The sequence below is a fragment of the Streptomyces sp. NPDC048696 genome (assembly GCF_043198895.1).
Lineage (GTDB): Bacteria > Actinomycetota > Actinomycetes > Streptomycetales > Streptomycetaceae > Streptomyces.
Map to the genome: position 1 here is coordinate 590,562 of NZ_JBICVJ010000003.1, position 13,927 is coordinate 604,488.

Genomic DNA, 13,927 nt, shown 5'->3' on the forward strand with positions numbered 1-13,927 from the left:
CCTGTTGCGCAGATCACAGGTAAAAAGTTCAACCATGTCTGTCGAATATGTGGAACCTGAGTTATCGTTCGGCGCGTGGATTCCTTGCGGTTCGCAGTGTCACGCGAGGAGATTGCCTTCTCGCTTCCCTACACGTACGCCCGCGGCCATGACCTCACGTGTACGGTCGTACGCGTCGAGTTGCGCGACGGCGGGCATGTCGGGCGCGGCGAAGGAGCGCCCTTCGAGAGCTTCTTCGAGGTTTCCGCCGAGGAAACCGTGGCCGAACTCGAAGCGGTGAGGCCGTATGTCGAGAGCGGCTCGATCGATCCCCACGGCCCGGCCGAGCGCGCGGAGCTGCTGTCCCGCCTCGACCGGGGCGCCGCGCGCAACGCGCTGGACGCCGCGCTGTGGGACCTGGCGGCGAAGCGGACGGACGTGCCGGTGTGGCGGCGTCTGGGCATCCCCGCGCCCCAGCCGCTCCAGATCATGACCACCATCTCCCTCGCGGATCCGGACCAGTTGGACCGGGAGATCGCCGAAAGCCGCTCCGCGCACGTCCTGAAGCTCAAGCTCGGCTCCCCGGACGCCGACGACGACGTACACCGCCTGGAGAAGCTGCGCGCCGCTCGCCCCGACGCGCGCGTGGTGGTCGACGTCAACGGCGGCTGGGATGCGGAGACTTTGCGCGCGATGCTCCCGCCGCTGGTCGAGCACCGGGTCCGCATGATCGAGCAGCCGGTCGCCGCCGAGTCCGAACCCGCTCTGCGGGGCCTGCGCCGCACCATCCCGATCGTCGCCGACGAGTCCTTCGAGACCGAGGACGACCTGGAGCGGGTGCGCGGCCTGTACGACGGGATCAATGTGAAGCTCGACAAGTGCGGCGGCCTCACCGCGGCCCTGCGCATCATCGCCCGGGCCCGCCGGGCGGGCCTGCGCGTCATGGTCGGCTGTCTGCCCGGCAGTTCGCTCTCGGCCGCCGTCGGCTTCCACGCGGCCCGGCTGGCCGAGTTCGTCGACCTGGACGGCCATCTGCGGCTGGTCGACGACATCGAGCCGAGGATGACGGTGAAGGACGGCTGGTTGCGGCCGCCGGCCCGGGAGTTGTGGGGGTGAGAGCCGTTGTGCGGGCGGTCTTGGGGGTAGCTTCGCGGGCATGACTGACGCAGCAGCGGCGCGCACACGCGAAGAGCGGATCCGGGACACGCACCAGCGGTTGGCGGACGACGTCGACACCTGGGTGTCGACGGCATCCGAGGCGGGCACCCCGTACCTCGTGCCCCTCTCGTTCCTCTGGGACGGCACCAGTGTCGTCATCTCGACGGTACGCACCTCGCCGACCAGCAGGAACCTGCTCGCGAGCGGCGGGAAGGTGCGGCTCGCGTTCGGCGCGACGAGGGACGTGATCCTGGTCGAGGGCGTGGCCGAACCCATCGAAGGGGACGTACTGGACGAGGAGTTGGCGGCCGCCTTCGCCGCCAAGACGGGTTTCGACCCGCGCGAGGAGAACGAGCCGTATCAGTACTTCCGCATCCGCCCCCGCCGCGTACAGGCGTGGCGGGAGGTCGACGAACTGGCGGGCCGGACGCTGATGAAGGACGGCGAGTGGCTGACGGCCGAGGCGAAGTAGCAGGCCCGACGTAGCAGGTCCGAAGTAGCAGGTCCGAACTTAGGGAGAACGGGTGCCGGTTCAGACGATGAACGAGCGGGTGGCGGTCGTGGTGGACGGCCACTCCACCGGCGCGCTGCTGGCTCCGGCCTTCACCGCGTACGGGATCGGCTCGGTGCATGTGGAGAACAGGGCCGAGCGCTCCGAGGCCCATCTGCGGACGTTCGCGCCGGAGACGTACGTGGCGTGTTACGCGTACGAGGGGGAGGGCGGTTGGCAGGAACTGCTGAGGGCGCTCGGCCGCCACCGGATCGGCTGGGTGATCGCGGGCACGGACTCCGGTGTGGCCCTGGCCGACCGGCTGGCCGCCGCGCTGGGCGTCACCCGGCACAACGCCCCCGCGACCTCGGCGGCCCGCCGCGACAAGCTGGCGATGCAGCGCGCGCTGGCGGCGGCCGGGGTGCCCACGGCGTGGCACGCGGCGGTGACGACGGCGGCCGAGGCCGAGGAGGTGGCGCGGCGGCACGGCTCCGGCCCGGTGATCGTCAAGCCGCTGCGCAGCGGGGGCACGGACGGGGTGGTGTTCTGCGCGGACCCCGAGGAGGTGGCCGGGGCGGCGGGGAAACTGCTGGGCAGCGAGTCGATCTACGGTGAGCGCAACGACGCCGTACTGGTCCAGGAGTATCTCCAGGGCGACGAGTACATGGTCAACTGCGTGAGCGCGGCGGGCCGTCACACCGTCCTTGAGGTGTGGCGGTCGGTGAAGACGGTCGTGGGGACGTCGCCGGTGTACGACTACACGGAGCTGGTGGATCCGGGGTCGGTGCCGGAGATCACCGCCTATGTGGGCGCGTCCCTGAGTGCCGTCGGCATCGAGTGGGGTCCCTCCCACACGGAGGTGATCTGCACCCCCGCCGGCCCCCGCCTGGTGGAGACGGCCGCCCGCCCGCAGGGCACCGCCGACCTCTCCGCGATCACCCGGGCGACCGGTCGCAACCCGGTGGCGGAGGTGGTCCACGCCTTGCTCGACCCGGAGCTGTACGCCCGGGGCGGCCCGCCCGCGCCACCGCCGCAACGGGTGGCCCGGGGCGTCAGCTTCATCTGCCCCCGCGGCGGCCGTCTGCGCCGCGACCTGGACTGGTCGCCGCTGCACACCCTGCCGTCCTTCCACAGCCTGCTGGCCCCCGCGCCCAAGGCGGGCGAGTACATCCCCCGCACCACGGACCTCTTCACGCGCCCGGGCGCGGTCTACCTGATCCACCCGGACGCGGAGGTGGTGGCCAGGGACCACGAGACGATCCGCCGGTGGGAGCGGGAAGGGTTCTACGACATAGAGGAGGGCGACGAGACGGAGGAGGGCGACGAGATGGAGGAGGGCGCGCCCACGACGTAGAGACCGATCCCGCACGGCGTACGACTGTTGCGAACACTGTACGGACTCCGTACAGTGTTCGTCAGCTGGTTCGTTGGCGGCGCAAGGGCGCCACCGCACGCCGCGCGATGCGATCGGGGAGACCGTCATGACTTTCGACACCGCTCACTGGCAGGCCCGTTTCGAGGAGCTGCGCGCCGCTCACCGCGTCCCGGGCGCCACGCTCGCCGTCCTGGTCGACGGGACGATCCACGAGCTGGCGAGCGGTGTGCTGCACCGGGGGACCGGGGTGGAGGCGACGACCGACTCGGTGTTCCAGCTCGGCTCGATCGCCAAGGTCTACACGGCCACGCTGGTGATGCAGCTGGCCGAGTCCGGCGAACTGGACCTGGATGCGCCGGTGGTGGACGTACTGCCGGAGTTCGCGGTGGCCGACCCGGCCGCGACCGCCGCGATCACCACCCGCCAACTGCTCAGCCACACCAGCGGGTTGACCTGCGACTTCACCCATGACACCGGGCGCGGTGACGACTGCCTGGCCAAGTACGTCGAGGCCGCGCGGGGGGTGGCGCTCGACTGCGCGCCGGGTACGGGGGTCTCGTACAGCAGCGTCGGCTACAACGTCCTCGGCCGCATCGTCGAGGTGCTGACCGGCCGGACCTGGGACGAGGCGCTGCGGGAACGTCTCCTCACGCCGCTCGGTGCGGAGCACACGATGACCCTGCCCGAGGAGGCGCTGCGCTTCCGCGCCGCGATGGGCCACCTCGGCGAGCCGGGCCGGGACCCCGAGCCGGCCCCGGCATGGGACCTGATGCCGCGCTCGGCGGGCCCGTACGGCCGGGTCATCGCGAGCGCGGCCGACGTCGTACGCCTGGCGAAGCTGCACCTGGACGACGGTGTGGCGCAGGACGGCACGCGCGTACTGTCCACCTCCACCGTCGCCGCGATGCGCCGCCGAGTCGTGGACGTTCCCGACAAGTGGACGGTGAGCGCGGACGGCTGGGGCCTGGGCTGGACCCTGTACGACTGGTCCGGCGACCCCGGCTACGGCCACGACGGCGCGTCCATCGGCCAGTACGCCTACCTCCGCGTGGTCCCGCACGCGAACGTCGCCGTGGCCCTCCTCACCAACGGCGGCGGCGCCCGCCCGCTCTACGCGACCCTGATGCGCGAACTCCTCTCAGAACTGGCGGACGTGGAGATGCCACCCCCCTTCGAGCCCGCGGCGCAGCCTGTCGCGGTGGACTTCACCCCCCTGGTCGGCACGTACGCGCGCGAGGGCGTGGTCATCACGGTGACCGAGGAGAAGGGCGCGGGCCACCTGCGCTACGAGTTCGTCGGCGGCATGAAGGACTTCTCCCCGCCCCTGGAGATCGACCTCTCCCCGGTGACATCGACGGTCTTCGCGGGCTCGGGCGTGGGCGCGGCGTTCAGCGAGGACTGGATGCCGGTGGTCTTCGCGACCCTGGCGGACGGGACGGCCTGCTGCTACGTGGGGATGCGGGCTGCGCCGAAGGTGGGGTGAGGGGGGCGTCGGCACCGCCCGTGGGCCGGGTCCTTCCCGTCGGTTCCCGCAGCACGCCACCCGAACGCTCTGGCTGTTCGCGTTCTTCGTACGTCAGTGCCCCCTGCGCGCGGTACTGCATGGCACAGTCCGCCAGTACAACTTGCTGCAGCGTTGACCGAATGCGTCGAGTGCAAGCGGGAGGTACGCGGTGGAAGCCGAGAAGCTCTTGGTCTTTTCACGCACCGGCATGTTCGGTGAGGCAGACGAACATGGCTGGTTCGTCCGGTGTGAGCCTGCTGTAGTCGAGGACGGCCGGATAGGTGAGGCGAGTCAGGGGATAAGTGTCGGCGCAGCTCTGGGGGGTGTTGGAGAACCGCGTTGACCCTGCTGGATTGAACGCAAGGCCAGTCTGGGGATCAACGACATCTGCGCCACACTCGTAGCCAGAGGCGTTCATCAAGAGGACTCCGTCGCGACCGACACCGTCGCGGCTGCCCGTCCAAGCGATGCAGAACGAGGAGCCGGGGTCGCCACCCGTCGTAGGTTGGGCGAGGAGTCGTACGGTTTGAATCGCCACGGGTGCCCCGCACAGGGAGTCGATGGCGCTCGTGTACCAAGGGGCGCCGGCCTTGCAGATGTCGTCGGTGGATTTGCAATCCCTGGGACCCGCAGGAGTCTTGTACGTGACAGTCACGCAGGTAGTCCGTGCGGTTGGGGGCACGGAGGCCACATGGGTGCCCGGCTTCGGATCGTCCTTCGCTGCTGCGGATGACTTCAGGCTGGTCTCAGGGCGCTGATCACCAGGTGCCCCGTCGCTCGACCTGCCAGAGGGGTGGAGGGCCAGAAGCGCCCCGGAGGCCGCGCCCACGAGCACGATGATTCCGGCGAGGGCGATGTCCTTGCCGGTGAATCGCCGGGGGCGAGGGTTCCGTACGACCGGAATGTTGTCGAGCGTGTCCCCGTTGTGGAACCGGATCAGATCCTCGTCGAGGTGCAGCGGTCCTTCTGGCGGTCTGCTCGGCATAGGTCCCCCCCCAGCCAGTCGTATGCACGGCTAGGGTAGAGCGCTCGGCGTCCCAGGGATGGTGCTTTCGGGGGCTTGGTGCTCCTTCATGAACTCCCAACGGGCTGCTCTCGACTCGCATCGGGCCGCGAAATCCTGTGGGGACAGGGCTGGGCCTCTGCCGCCGATGCGCAGGCAGATCAAGAACAGGCTGAGCGAGAGATCGTCTGAGCGCACCCGATCGTGTGGAGCGCCGAGATGTCCCGACGGGGTTGGTAGAAGCCGACCACACGGTTGCTGCCGACCAGCCGCACCCGCTCGACTCCCCTGCGCCGCGCCGCCACCAGTGGGGTGCGGGGCGGGCACATTCGCTTCGAGCAGGGCCACGAGAGGTACCTCGTCGGGCACGCTGATCAGGTGAATCACGCTGTTGGCGCCCTAGAGGCTCCAAACCCCCCAAGGGTTCAGGCGGAATCCGCTAGCGCCAACGAACGCGCTTTGCTTCCTTGATGAATGCGGCGATGGCTGCGTCGTTCACAGTCAATGTCAACGTCAGAGTGAGGGCGATTGGCTGAGGGTTTGGCTGGGCCAGCCTTGCGGGTATCCCATCGATCGACTCGACAGTCAGATCAATGAATCTCCGAATATCAGCGGCCGGTTGAGCTGCTACCAGGGCAGCCGCTTCGAATGCTCTGCTCATTCTCTCCGGAACAACTGTTCCTCGAATCTCCGCCGCCCAATCGAGGAGATCCTCGTAGCTTCTCACGATGCGATCAGCGAAATGTTCGATGAGCTCAGGATTTCCCGGTGATCCAGGAGCCCCGAAAGCCATTAGCTGCACCCGTTCATCGAAGACCGACATGAGGCTGTCCGCAGTCGATTCGACATCTGACCAAATGCCTTTCAGGTGGGTGCGCGCGGATCGCTCGTCCAGGTAGCGCCCTGTTCGGCAGCCATTTCCCAGCAGGTAGTCGCGCCACTTTGATTCGAGGTGTGCCTTCCCTTGAAGTAAGACCCCGGCAAAGAGCAAGTACTCCCATGCGTGGGGGCGCTGCGAGACCAGAGCCCTTTGTTCATCGCGAGTTCGAGGAGCCCAGTTCACGATGGGCTCCGCTTCGGACAGCGAGTTCAACTTCTTTGATATTGAGTCAAGTTGATCGAGTATATCGTTTCCCATGAGGTTCGGGAACATTTCTCGGACACTCCTGAAACGCTGTAGAACCTCCGCGAAGTAGCCGGGCCCGCTCCAGCTGACATCAATGCCGGATCCCTTACCGATGGCGACCACTTGGGCGGCGATGTGTTCTGGGATCGGATAGTTCGACAAGAAAGTCCAGGCAGTGATTTCCCATGCGCCCGTTGACTTCAGTATGATTGCTTTTCGCAGGTCGCTCATCATTTTTGAGCGAATCTCCTGGTCGACGCGTTGGTTTTGAATCCTCTTGAAGCAGTGTGCTGCAAACATCCGCTTCTCGGACTTGAGATACCCGTCGTTTCCTCGGTCGGCCCGGTCATCGTCGATCGGCAGGAAATCTGCCCCATGTTCGGCTTGGAGCACAGCGTTGCATAGACGAGTGAAATCCTGCGGCACAGTGATTAGTTCGATGTGGGCCTGGGGATTCATCCAGGCAGTGTACTTTCGGATCTAGAGGCGTGGGGCTAGCTCTGCGGATTTGGGTTCGGCGGCGTGAGGAAGGTACGAGCGGCTTTGACTCGCAGAGCGTTGATGCTCAGGCGTCGGCGAAGGTGCGCCACAGCGGAGCCGCGTACTGCTCCGGCCGACGGCCGATGAGGAGTTGGCGCAGGGCTTCCCGTTGCGAGCCGTTGAGGTGCAGCGCCTCCGTGAGGCGGCGGAACGTCGTGTGCGTTACTCCGCGGCTTCGGGCCTCTGCCTCGAACTCATGGAGTTGGGACAGCGCGATGGCGGGATCGAGTTGCGCAGGCGGCTGGTTTCTGAGCAGCGCCGCCTTTGCGCGCTCGTAGTCGATCTCCGATCGGCCGCAGATCTCGCGGCTGTGAGCCTCGGCTTCGTCCAGGGCGGTCGTCGTCATGACGGCACGGGCCAACTGGTTGCGGCTCACCGCTTCGTCCAGGTCGACTTCGTGGACCGTCGGGCCTTCGTCCGTGAGGGGCACGGGGAGCCCGGTGTCCCGTACCTCGCAGATTCCGCGTGCGCCCCGGGCTGTCGCCGCGAGCATCCCGGTGGCCTCGGAGGGATGCCATTCCAGGACCGAGCCGATCGGGACAACGTCCGGCGCCGTGAGGGTGTGGACCAACGCGCCGAGGCTGCCGCGCAGATCGTCGGGCGGGAGCTCGCCGTCCAGGCCAGGGCCCGCGACCAGCAGTCGAACGGGTGCGTTCACCTGCCAGCAGGCGGCCAGCGTGAGGGCGTCGGCGAGCGGACTCTTGAGCGTTGACTCGTCACCCCGGGCGAGGATGTCCCCGCCCACGTCCAGAAGGTCGATCGAGTCCGGCTCCAAGTGCCGGACGAGCTCTTCGAGCTGGCGGGTGATGCCCTTGGCTCCGTGATACGGGTCGATCAGGGCGAACGTGTGCGGGAGCTCTTTCGCGAGCCGGGGGAGCGTGGAGCCTGCGGGAGGAATCGGCCGGGCCTCGGCCGGCACCGCCCGGACGGCGGGAGTGAGAGGTTCGAGTCCGGTGAAGTGGGCGGCTCCTCGGGGACCCGGAACGGGGTCAATGAGCAGGCGGTCCCACGCGTACGTGAGGATCACCGCCCGGTCCTCACCCCCGTACAGGGCGACATCAAGCATCGCGGCGGCGACCGCGTCGCCGCCTCCTCCCGCTGCGACGATCAACCTCGTCATGCGATTCAGCGTACGGGGACCTCGGCAATCAAGCCTCAGATGAGAGCTATGTCGCCAACCCCCGGTATCCGGGCTGCGGCGTCGTCCGGCTCGGACTATCCAGGAAAACGAAGGTGTAGGACGTCCCGCCCGACGGGAGGACCGGCCAAGTGATTCTGTCGATCAATGTGGCGGTCCTGCTGGCCGTCATCATCTTCGTACGCGTGCGCAGACGCGTACAGGCTCGGAGCCGGTCCGATCAGTGGCTGACCGTGGCCATCGTGCTGGCGTTCGGCGTGCTGGTCGCCCCGACCGGCTTCGGGCAGGGTGTCCAGCACGTCATGGGCCAACTCGCGGACAGCGTCTCGCGGTCCGGCAGCCCGTGAGGCCCCCCGACCGACAAACCGCTGTCCCCCAGGAACCCTTGATAGAACTGTGCCGGACCCGGGCGCAAACCGGCTGACCGGGGCCGTGGGGCCGGTGGCAATGGGGGACATGCGGTGCGGGTAGTTCTGCTCGGTTCGGTTCAGGTGTACGGCGATGACACCTCGGGCGCGTACGACGATCACGCCGCGGCCGTCCCCGTCGGCGGTGTCCGGCTCCGGATGCTGCTGGCCCGGCTCGCGCTCGACGCCGGGCGGGCCGTGTCCGTCGACGCGCTGGTCGACGGGCTGTGGGGGGAGGAGCCGCCCGCCGACGCCGTGGGGGCGTTGCAGGCCCTGGTGTCGCGGCTGCGCAAGGCGCTGCGGGGGACCGGAGCGCTGGAGTCCACGGCCGGGGGGTACCGGCTCGCCGTGTGGCCCGAGGACGTCGACGCGTTTCGCTTCGAGGAACTGGCCGCGCGGGGACGGCGCGAGCTCGCCGCCGGGCGGTTCGGCGAGGCGGCCTCCTCGCTCGGCGCGGCCCTGGCGCTGTGGCAGGGCCCGGCGCTGGCGGACGTGCTGGAGGCGCCGTTCGCCGGGGCCGCCGCCGCGCGTCTGGAGGAGGTGCGGTCCACCGCCGTCGAGGACCGGTTCGACGCCGAGCTGCGCCTCGGGCGCCATGCCGAGGCCCTGGCCGACCTGGGCGCGGCCGCCGCCGCCCGCCCGCTCAGCGAACGCCTCGCCGAGCTGCGGATGCGGGCGCTGTGGGCGGCGGGACGGCAGTCGGACGCCCTCGCCACGTACGAGGAGATACGTCAGCGGCTGAGCGACGAGCTCGGGGTCGATCCCTCCGCCGAGCTCCAGGAGATCCATCTCACCTTGCTCCGCGGGGAGTTGGAGCGGCCCTCGGCGAGCTCCACCAGCTCCGCGAACCGGCTTCCCGCCCGGCTGACCAGCTTCGTCGGCCGCAAGGCCGAGCTCGCGCAGCTCGACGGGCTGCTCACCGCCTCCCGGCTCGTCACCATCGTCGGCCCCGGCGGCGCGGGCAAGACCAGGCTGTCCCTGGAGGCGGTCACCCGGCACCCGGCCCATGGGCGCGGCCGGGTGTGGTTCGTGCCGCTGGGCGCGGTGGGGGCGGCCGACCAGCTGGCCGACGCCGTACTCGGCGCGATCGGCTCCACCGACGGCGGCCTGTACGACGCCGGGCAGACGGCCGCGCCGAAGACCGCTGCGGTCGACCGGATGGCCGAGCTCCTGGACATCGGCGACGCCGTCCTCGTCCTCGACAACTGCGAACACCTCGTCGAGGCGGCCGCCGAACTCGCCGATCAACTCCTTGAGCGGCTGCCGAGGTTGACGATTCTGACCAGCAGCCGCGAACCCCTCGCCATCACCGGCGAAGTGCTCTGCCACCTCGGCCCGCTCGACCTGCCCACCGGAACGCCGGAGCCGTCCGTCGCGGCCCGGGCGGACGCGGTGCGGCTCTTCGTCGAGCGGGCCGCCGGCGTCCGGCCCGGCTTCGCGCTCGACGACTCCACCGTGGGCGCCGTGGTGGAGATCTGCCGACGCCTGGACGGGTTGCCGCTCGCCCTGGAGCTGGCCGCCGCCAAGCTGCGCTCGATGGGCGTGGACCAGATCGCCCGCCGCCTCGACGACCGTTTCCGGCTGCTCACCTCGGGCAGCCGGACCGCACTGCCGCGCCAGCGCACGCTGCTCGCGGTGGTCGAGTGGAGCTGGGACCTGCTCGACGAGCCCGAACGCGTCCTCGCCCGCCGCCTGTCGGCGTTCCCCGGCGGCGCGACGCTCGCCGCCCTGGAGGCGGTGTGCGCGGACGGCGCCGCGCCGGCGCCCGACGACGTCCTGTACGTACTCGACTCGCTGATCGAGAAGTCCCTGGTCACCGCCCATGAATCGGACGCCGGTGAGCCGCGCTACCGGATGCTGGAGACCGTACGCGCCTACGCCGCCACCCGGCTGACCGCGTCCGGCGACGACATCCGCGCGCCCTTCTCGGCGTATTTCCTCGCCCTGGCGCAGGAGCACGAGCCCCGGCTGCGTACGGGAGAACAGCTGGACGCGATCGCGGTCTTCGACGCCGAACACGCCAACCTGGTCCACGCGCTGCGGACGGCCGTGGCCGCCGGGGACGCGGTGGTGGCCTCCCGTTTCGTGGAGGCGATGTTCTGGTACTGGGGGGTCCGGGGCATGAACACCCAGCTGGAGACGGCTCTGGCCGAGGTGCGGGGGCTCGGCGACGCGGGGCCGGGGGCGCGGGCGCGGAGGGGCGGGGCGGACGCGGTGGTCTCCGCCGGGGCCCGGGAGTTCCATCCGGCGGGGATGCTTCTTCGTGTCTCCCAACTCGCCTTCCCGGAGGGTGAGGTGGAGTCCGCGGGTGACGCGGGTGCGAGTCTGCGGCGGTCGCTGGACTCGCCGGATCCGTGGGTGCGGGCCAGCGCCCACCTCGCGTACGACTTCGTCCTCACCGAGCAGGGCGACCTGCGGACGGGAGAGCCCTCGCGCCTTGAGGCGCTGCGCTGGTTCGAGGCGGTGGGTGACCGCTGGGGTCTGGTGCTGAGCCTGATGCCGGTCGGCCGGGACCACTCGCTGCGGGGCGAACACGCCGCCGCCGTCGCCACGTTCGAGCGGGCCGTCGCGCTCAGCTCCGAGCTCGGCACCGAGGACTTCCTCTATCTCAGCAAGGCGAGGCTGGCGCGGGAGCGGCGGCGCAGCGGCGACCTGGACGGCGCCCGGCGCGACCTGGAGTCCGCGCTGCGGCAGGCCAAGGAGCGCAGCCACCGGCGCCTTGAGGCCAACATCCTGGTGGGCCTCGCCAATCTGCACCGCCGCGCGGGCGACCTCGTACAGGCCAACGCGGTCCTCGACCAGCTGGAGGACCTGGTGCGGCGGCGGGCGATCCCGGTCGAGGTCGCCGAGGACCTGATCGTGAGCACCCGGATGGAGAACCGGCTCGCCGAGGGCGCGGCGGCCCAGGCCCGCGAGCTGCTGCCCCGGGCCGCCGCCGCGCTGTTCGCGCAGGGCGCCGGGGCGGGCCTCGCCTGGGTCGCGGAGCTGCTGGGCGGGCTGCTCGCCCTGGAGGACGACCCGGTGGGCGCGGCCACCGCGCTGGGCATGAGCCAGGTCATCCGGGGTGCCTTCGACGAGGGCGAGCCGGAGCTGCGCGAGCTGGTCGACCGGCTGGTGGGGCGCCTCGGCGAGGCGGGCTACCGGGCGGCGTACGGCGAGGGCGCGGGAATGCCGAGGCGGGACGCGCTGAACCGGCTGGCCGAGGAGGTCGGCCAGCCGGTGGCGTCGTAGGCAGGTCGTACGTGAGGTGGCTCAGCCCGCGTTCTTGCGATAGGCCCGCATCGCCAGCGGGAAGAAGACCGCGATCAGACCGGCCATCCAGCCGAGGCTGCCGAGCAGCGGGCCCGCGACGTCGCCGCCGTTGAGCAGGGCGCGGGTGGTGTCGGCCATCAGGCTGACCGGGTTGACGTCCGACCAGGCCCGCAGCCACCCCGACATGGTCGCGGGCTTCACGAAGACGTTGCTGGCGAAGGTCAGCGGCAGGATCAGGACGGTCATCAGGCCGTACACCGAGCCGGGGGTCTTGGCCAGCATGCCGACGTAGACCGACAGCCAGGAGAAGCTGAGCCCGAAGCCGATCAGCAGGCCGAACGCGGCCAGCGCGGAGAGCGGGTCGGTGGTGATCCGGTAGCCCATGATCAGGGCGACGGCCAGCAGGGTGGCGAGGCACACCACGTAACGGACGACGTCGGCCAGGACGGCGCCGATCAGCGGGCTGGAGCGGGCGATCGGCATGGAACGGAACCGGTCGAACATCCCGGTGCTCGCGTCGGCGTTCAGCGAGGTGCCGATGCCGATGCTGGCCTGGAAGACGGTCATCACCATGACGCCCGGGGCGATCAGCTGGACGTAGGCGTGGGTGTCACCGCCGCCGATGGCGCCACCGAAGAGATAGACGAACATCAGCAGCGAGATGACCGGCGTGAGCACGACATCGGTCAGCTGGGCCGGGGACTTGGCGAACTTGGTGATGCTGCGCCCGGCGAGCGCGAGGCTGTGCCGCAGGGTACGGGCGAACCCGAGGCGGAGCGGCGGCGCGGCGGCGTGCGTGCCGCCGGGGGCGGCCGGGGCGTGGGCGGGGTTGATGGTGGGGGCGCTCATGCCGCGTTCCTCTCGGAAAGGTTGTCGTCGCTGTTCTTGTCGTCTTCGGTGGCACTGTTGCGGCCGGTGAGAGCGAGAAAGACCTCGTCGAGACTGGGCAGCCGCAGGCCCATCTCGTCGGCGCTGATACCGGCGGTGTCGAGGCGCCGGGCCAGGGCGGACACGAGGAGCGGGTTGTCGGCCGGGACGGTGAGCACACTGGTGTGCTGCTCCCGGGCGGGGTCGGCGCCGGTGAGTTCGGTGAGGATCCGGGCCACCGCGTCCACGTCGGTGGACAGCGTCGGGCGCACCTGCATGATCTGCCCGCCGACCCGCCGCTTCAGCTCACCGGGAGAGCCCTCGGCGACCACCCGGCCGCGGTCGAACACGGTGATGGAGTCGGCGAGTTGGTCGGCCTCTTCCAGGTACTGCGTGGTGAGCAGCACGGTGGACCCGTCGGCGACCAGCTCCCGCACGACATCCCACACCTCGTTACGGGCATGCGGGTCGAGGCCGGTGGTCGGCTCGTCCAGATAGATCACCTGCGGCCGGCCGACCAGGCTGGCCGCGAGGTCGAGGCGGCGGCGCATACCGCCCGAGAAGGTGCTGATCGGCCGGCTCGCGGCCTCGGTGAGCGAGAACTGCTCCAGCAGCTCGTCGGCCCGCGCCTTGGCGTCCCGCTTCGACAGGTCGAGCAGCCGCCCGATGAGCACCAGGTTCTCGGTCCCGGACAGCGCCTCGTCGACCGAGGCGTACTGCCCGGTGAGCCCGATGAGCTGGCGCACCCGCACCGGGTCGCGCACCACATCGTGCCCCCCGACGGTGGCCCGCCCGGCGTCGGGCCGCATCAGCGTCGACAGAATCCGTACGGTGGTGGTCTTCCCGGCCCCGTTCGGCCCGAGCACCCCGATCACCTTCCCGGCCGGCACCTCCAGGTCGACCCCGTCCAGCGCGACGAAGTCCCCATACCGCTTGACCAGACCCTCGGCCCGGATGGCGTACGCCATGTGCTCTCTCCCCTTCGAACCCACTCGCCGTTCTCGATGAGCAAGACGATGCCGGGGGGTGCTGACAGGGGGTGGGTAGGGCGCTGACAGGGGGTGTCGGGGGTGCTGACAGGTCCTGTC

Annotated in this window: 11 protein-coding genes; 6 read left to right on the forward strand and 5 right to left on the reverse strand. The window is 70.0% G+C overall.

All coding sequences use genetic code 11. The annotated features are described in order from the left end of the window. Positions 1 to 75: 75 nt before the first annotated feature. The 4 genes from ACGFRG_RS08995 (at position 76) to ACGFRG_RS09010 (ending at position 4,485) form a co-directional block, all read left to right on the forward strand. The gene (locus tag ACGFRG_RS08995; protein WP_361431523.1) at positions 76 to 1,095 is read left to right on the forward strand and encodes a dipeptide epimerase; all 1,020 of its coding nucleotides are present in this window, start codon (positions 76 to 78) and stop codon (positions 1,093 to 1,095) included. 40 nt (positions 1,096 to 1,135) lie between these two features. Continuing rightward, positions 1,136 to 1,609: a pyridoxamine 5'-phosphate oxidase family protein gene (locus ACGFRG_RS09000; protein ID WP_393262651.1), complete on the forward strand. Its 474-nt coding sequence runs from the start codon at positions 1,136 to 1,138 to the stop codon at positions 1,607 to 1,609. Positions 1,610 to 1,661: 52 nt separating this feature from the next. Beyond that, on the forward strand, positions 1,662 to 2,981 hold the full coding sequence (locus tag ACGFRG_RS09005) for an ATP-grasp domain-containing protein (RefSeq protein WP_393262654.1): 1,320 nt from the start codon (positions 1,662 to 1,664) through the stop codon (positions 2,979 to 2,981). Positions 2,982 to 3,108: 127 nt separating this feature from the next. Then, positions 3,109 to 4,485 (forward strand): serine hydrolase domain-containing protein, encoded by a 1,377-nt coding sequence (locus ACGFRG_RS09010; RefSeq protein ID WP_393262657.1) that lies wholly within the window; start codon positions 3,109 to 3,111, stop codon positions 4,483 to 4,485. Between the two features lie 217 nt (positions 4,486 to 4,702). Here ACGFRG_RS09010 and ACGFRG_RS09015 read toward each other — a convergent pair whose 3' ends face one another. The 3 genes from ACGFRG_RS09015 to ACGFRG_RS09025 form a co-directional block, all read right to left on the reverse strand. Continuing rightward, positions 4,703 to 5,491 carry a hypothetical protein gene (locus tag ACGFRG_RS09015; RefSeq protein ID WP_393262659.1) on the reverse strand — a complete coding sequence of 263 codons (789 nt, stop codon included), beginning with the start codon at positions 5,489 to 5,491 and terminating at the stop codon, positions 4,703 to 4,705. Positions 5,492 to 5,948: 457 nt separating this feature from the next. Further along, positions 5,949 to 7,094, reverse strand: a complete 1,146-nt coding sequence (locus ACGFRG_RS09020) for a hypothetical protein (RefSeq protein ID WP_393262662.1) — start codon at positions 7,092 to 7,094, stop codon at positions 5,949 to 5,951. A 106-nt stretch (positions 7,095 to 7,200) separates the two neighbouring features. Continuing rightward, entirely contained in the window at positions 7,201 to 8,295 is a 1,095-nt protein-coding gene (locus ACGFRG_RS09025; RefSeq protein WP_393262665.1) for a DUF1152 domain-containing protein, read from the reverse strand. 149 nt (positions 8,296 to 8,444) lie between these two features. Here ACGFRG_RS09025 and ACGFRG_RS09030 point away from each other — a divergent pair, with 149 nt between their 5' ends. Both ACGFRG_RS09030 and ACGFRG_RS09035 read left to right on the forward strand, forming a co-directional pair. Next, positions 8,445 to 8,660, forward strand: a complete 216-nt coding sequence (locus tag ACGFRG_RS09030) for a hypothetical protein (RefSeq protein ID WP_393262668.1) — start codon at positions 8,445 to 8,447, stop codon at positions 8,658 to 8,660. Positions 8,661 to 8,774: 114 nt separating this feature from the next. Beyond that, a complete protein-coding gene (locus ACGFRG_RS09035; RefSeq protein ID WP_393262671.1) occupies positions 8,775 to 11,951 on the forward strand; it encodes a BTAD domain-containing putative transcriptional regulator in 3,177 nt (1,058 codons plus the stop codon). 21 nt (positions 11,952 to 11,972) lie between these two features. Here ACGFRG_RS09035 and ACGFRG_RS09040 read toward each other — a convergent pair whose 3' ends face one another. Then, positions 11,973 to 12,821 (reverse strand): ABC transporter permease, encoded by an 849-nt coding sequence (locus tag ACGFRG_RS09040; protein WP_361431536.1) that lies wholly within the window; start codon positions 12,819 to 12,821, stop codon positions 11,973 to 11,975. Continuing rightward, entirely contained in the window at positions 12,818 to 13,807 is a 990-nt protein-coding gene (locus tag ACGFRG_RS09045; protein WP_361431538.1) for an ATP-binding cassette domain-containing protein, read from the reverse strand. The genes ACGFRG_RS09040 and ACGFRG_RS09045 overlap by 4 nt, the downstream gene beginning before the upstream one ends. Positions 13,808 to 13,927: the final 120 nt, after the last annotated feature.

What these genes read in the sequence shown, in the direction of transcription:
- ACGFRG_RS09020 (WP_393262662.1), bottom strand. Translation starts at nt 7,094, where the DNA reads ATGAATCCCCAGGCCCACATCGAACTAATCACTGTGCCGCAGGATTTC.
- ACGFRG_RS09045 (WP_361431538.1), bottom strand. Translation starts at nt 13,807, where the DNA reads ATGGCGTACGCCATCCGGGCCGAGGGTCTGGTCAAGCGGTATGGGGAC.
- ACGFRG_RS09000 (WP_393262651.1), top strand. Translation starts at nt 1,136, where the DNA reads ATGACTGACGCAGCAGCGGCGCGCACACGCGAAGAGCGGATCCGGGAC.
- ACGFRG_RS09040 (WP_361431536.1), bottom strand. Translation starts at nt 12,821, where the DNA reads ATGAGCGCCCCCACCATCAACCCCGCCCACGCCCCGGCCGCCCCCGGC.
- ACGFRG_RS09025 (WP_393262665.1), bottom strand. Translation starts at nt 8,295, where the DNA reads ATGACGAGGTTGATCGTCGCAGCGGGAGGAGGCGGCGACGCGGTCGCC.
- ACGFRG_RS09015 (WP_393262659.1), bottom strand. Translation starts at nt 5,491, where the DNA reads ATGCCGAGCAGACCGCCAGAAGGACCGCTGCACCTCGACGAGGATCTG.
- ACGFRG_RS09010 (WP_393262657.1), top strand. Translation starts at nt 3,109, where the DNA reads ATGACTTTCGACACCGCTCACTGGCAGGCCCGTTTCGAGGAGCTGCGC.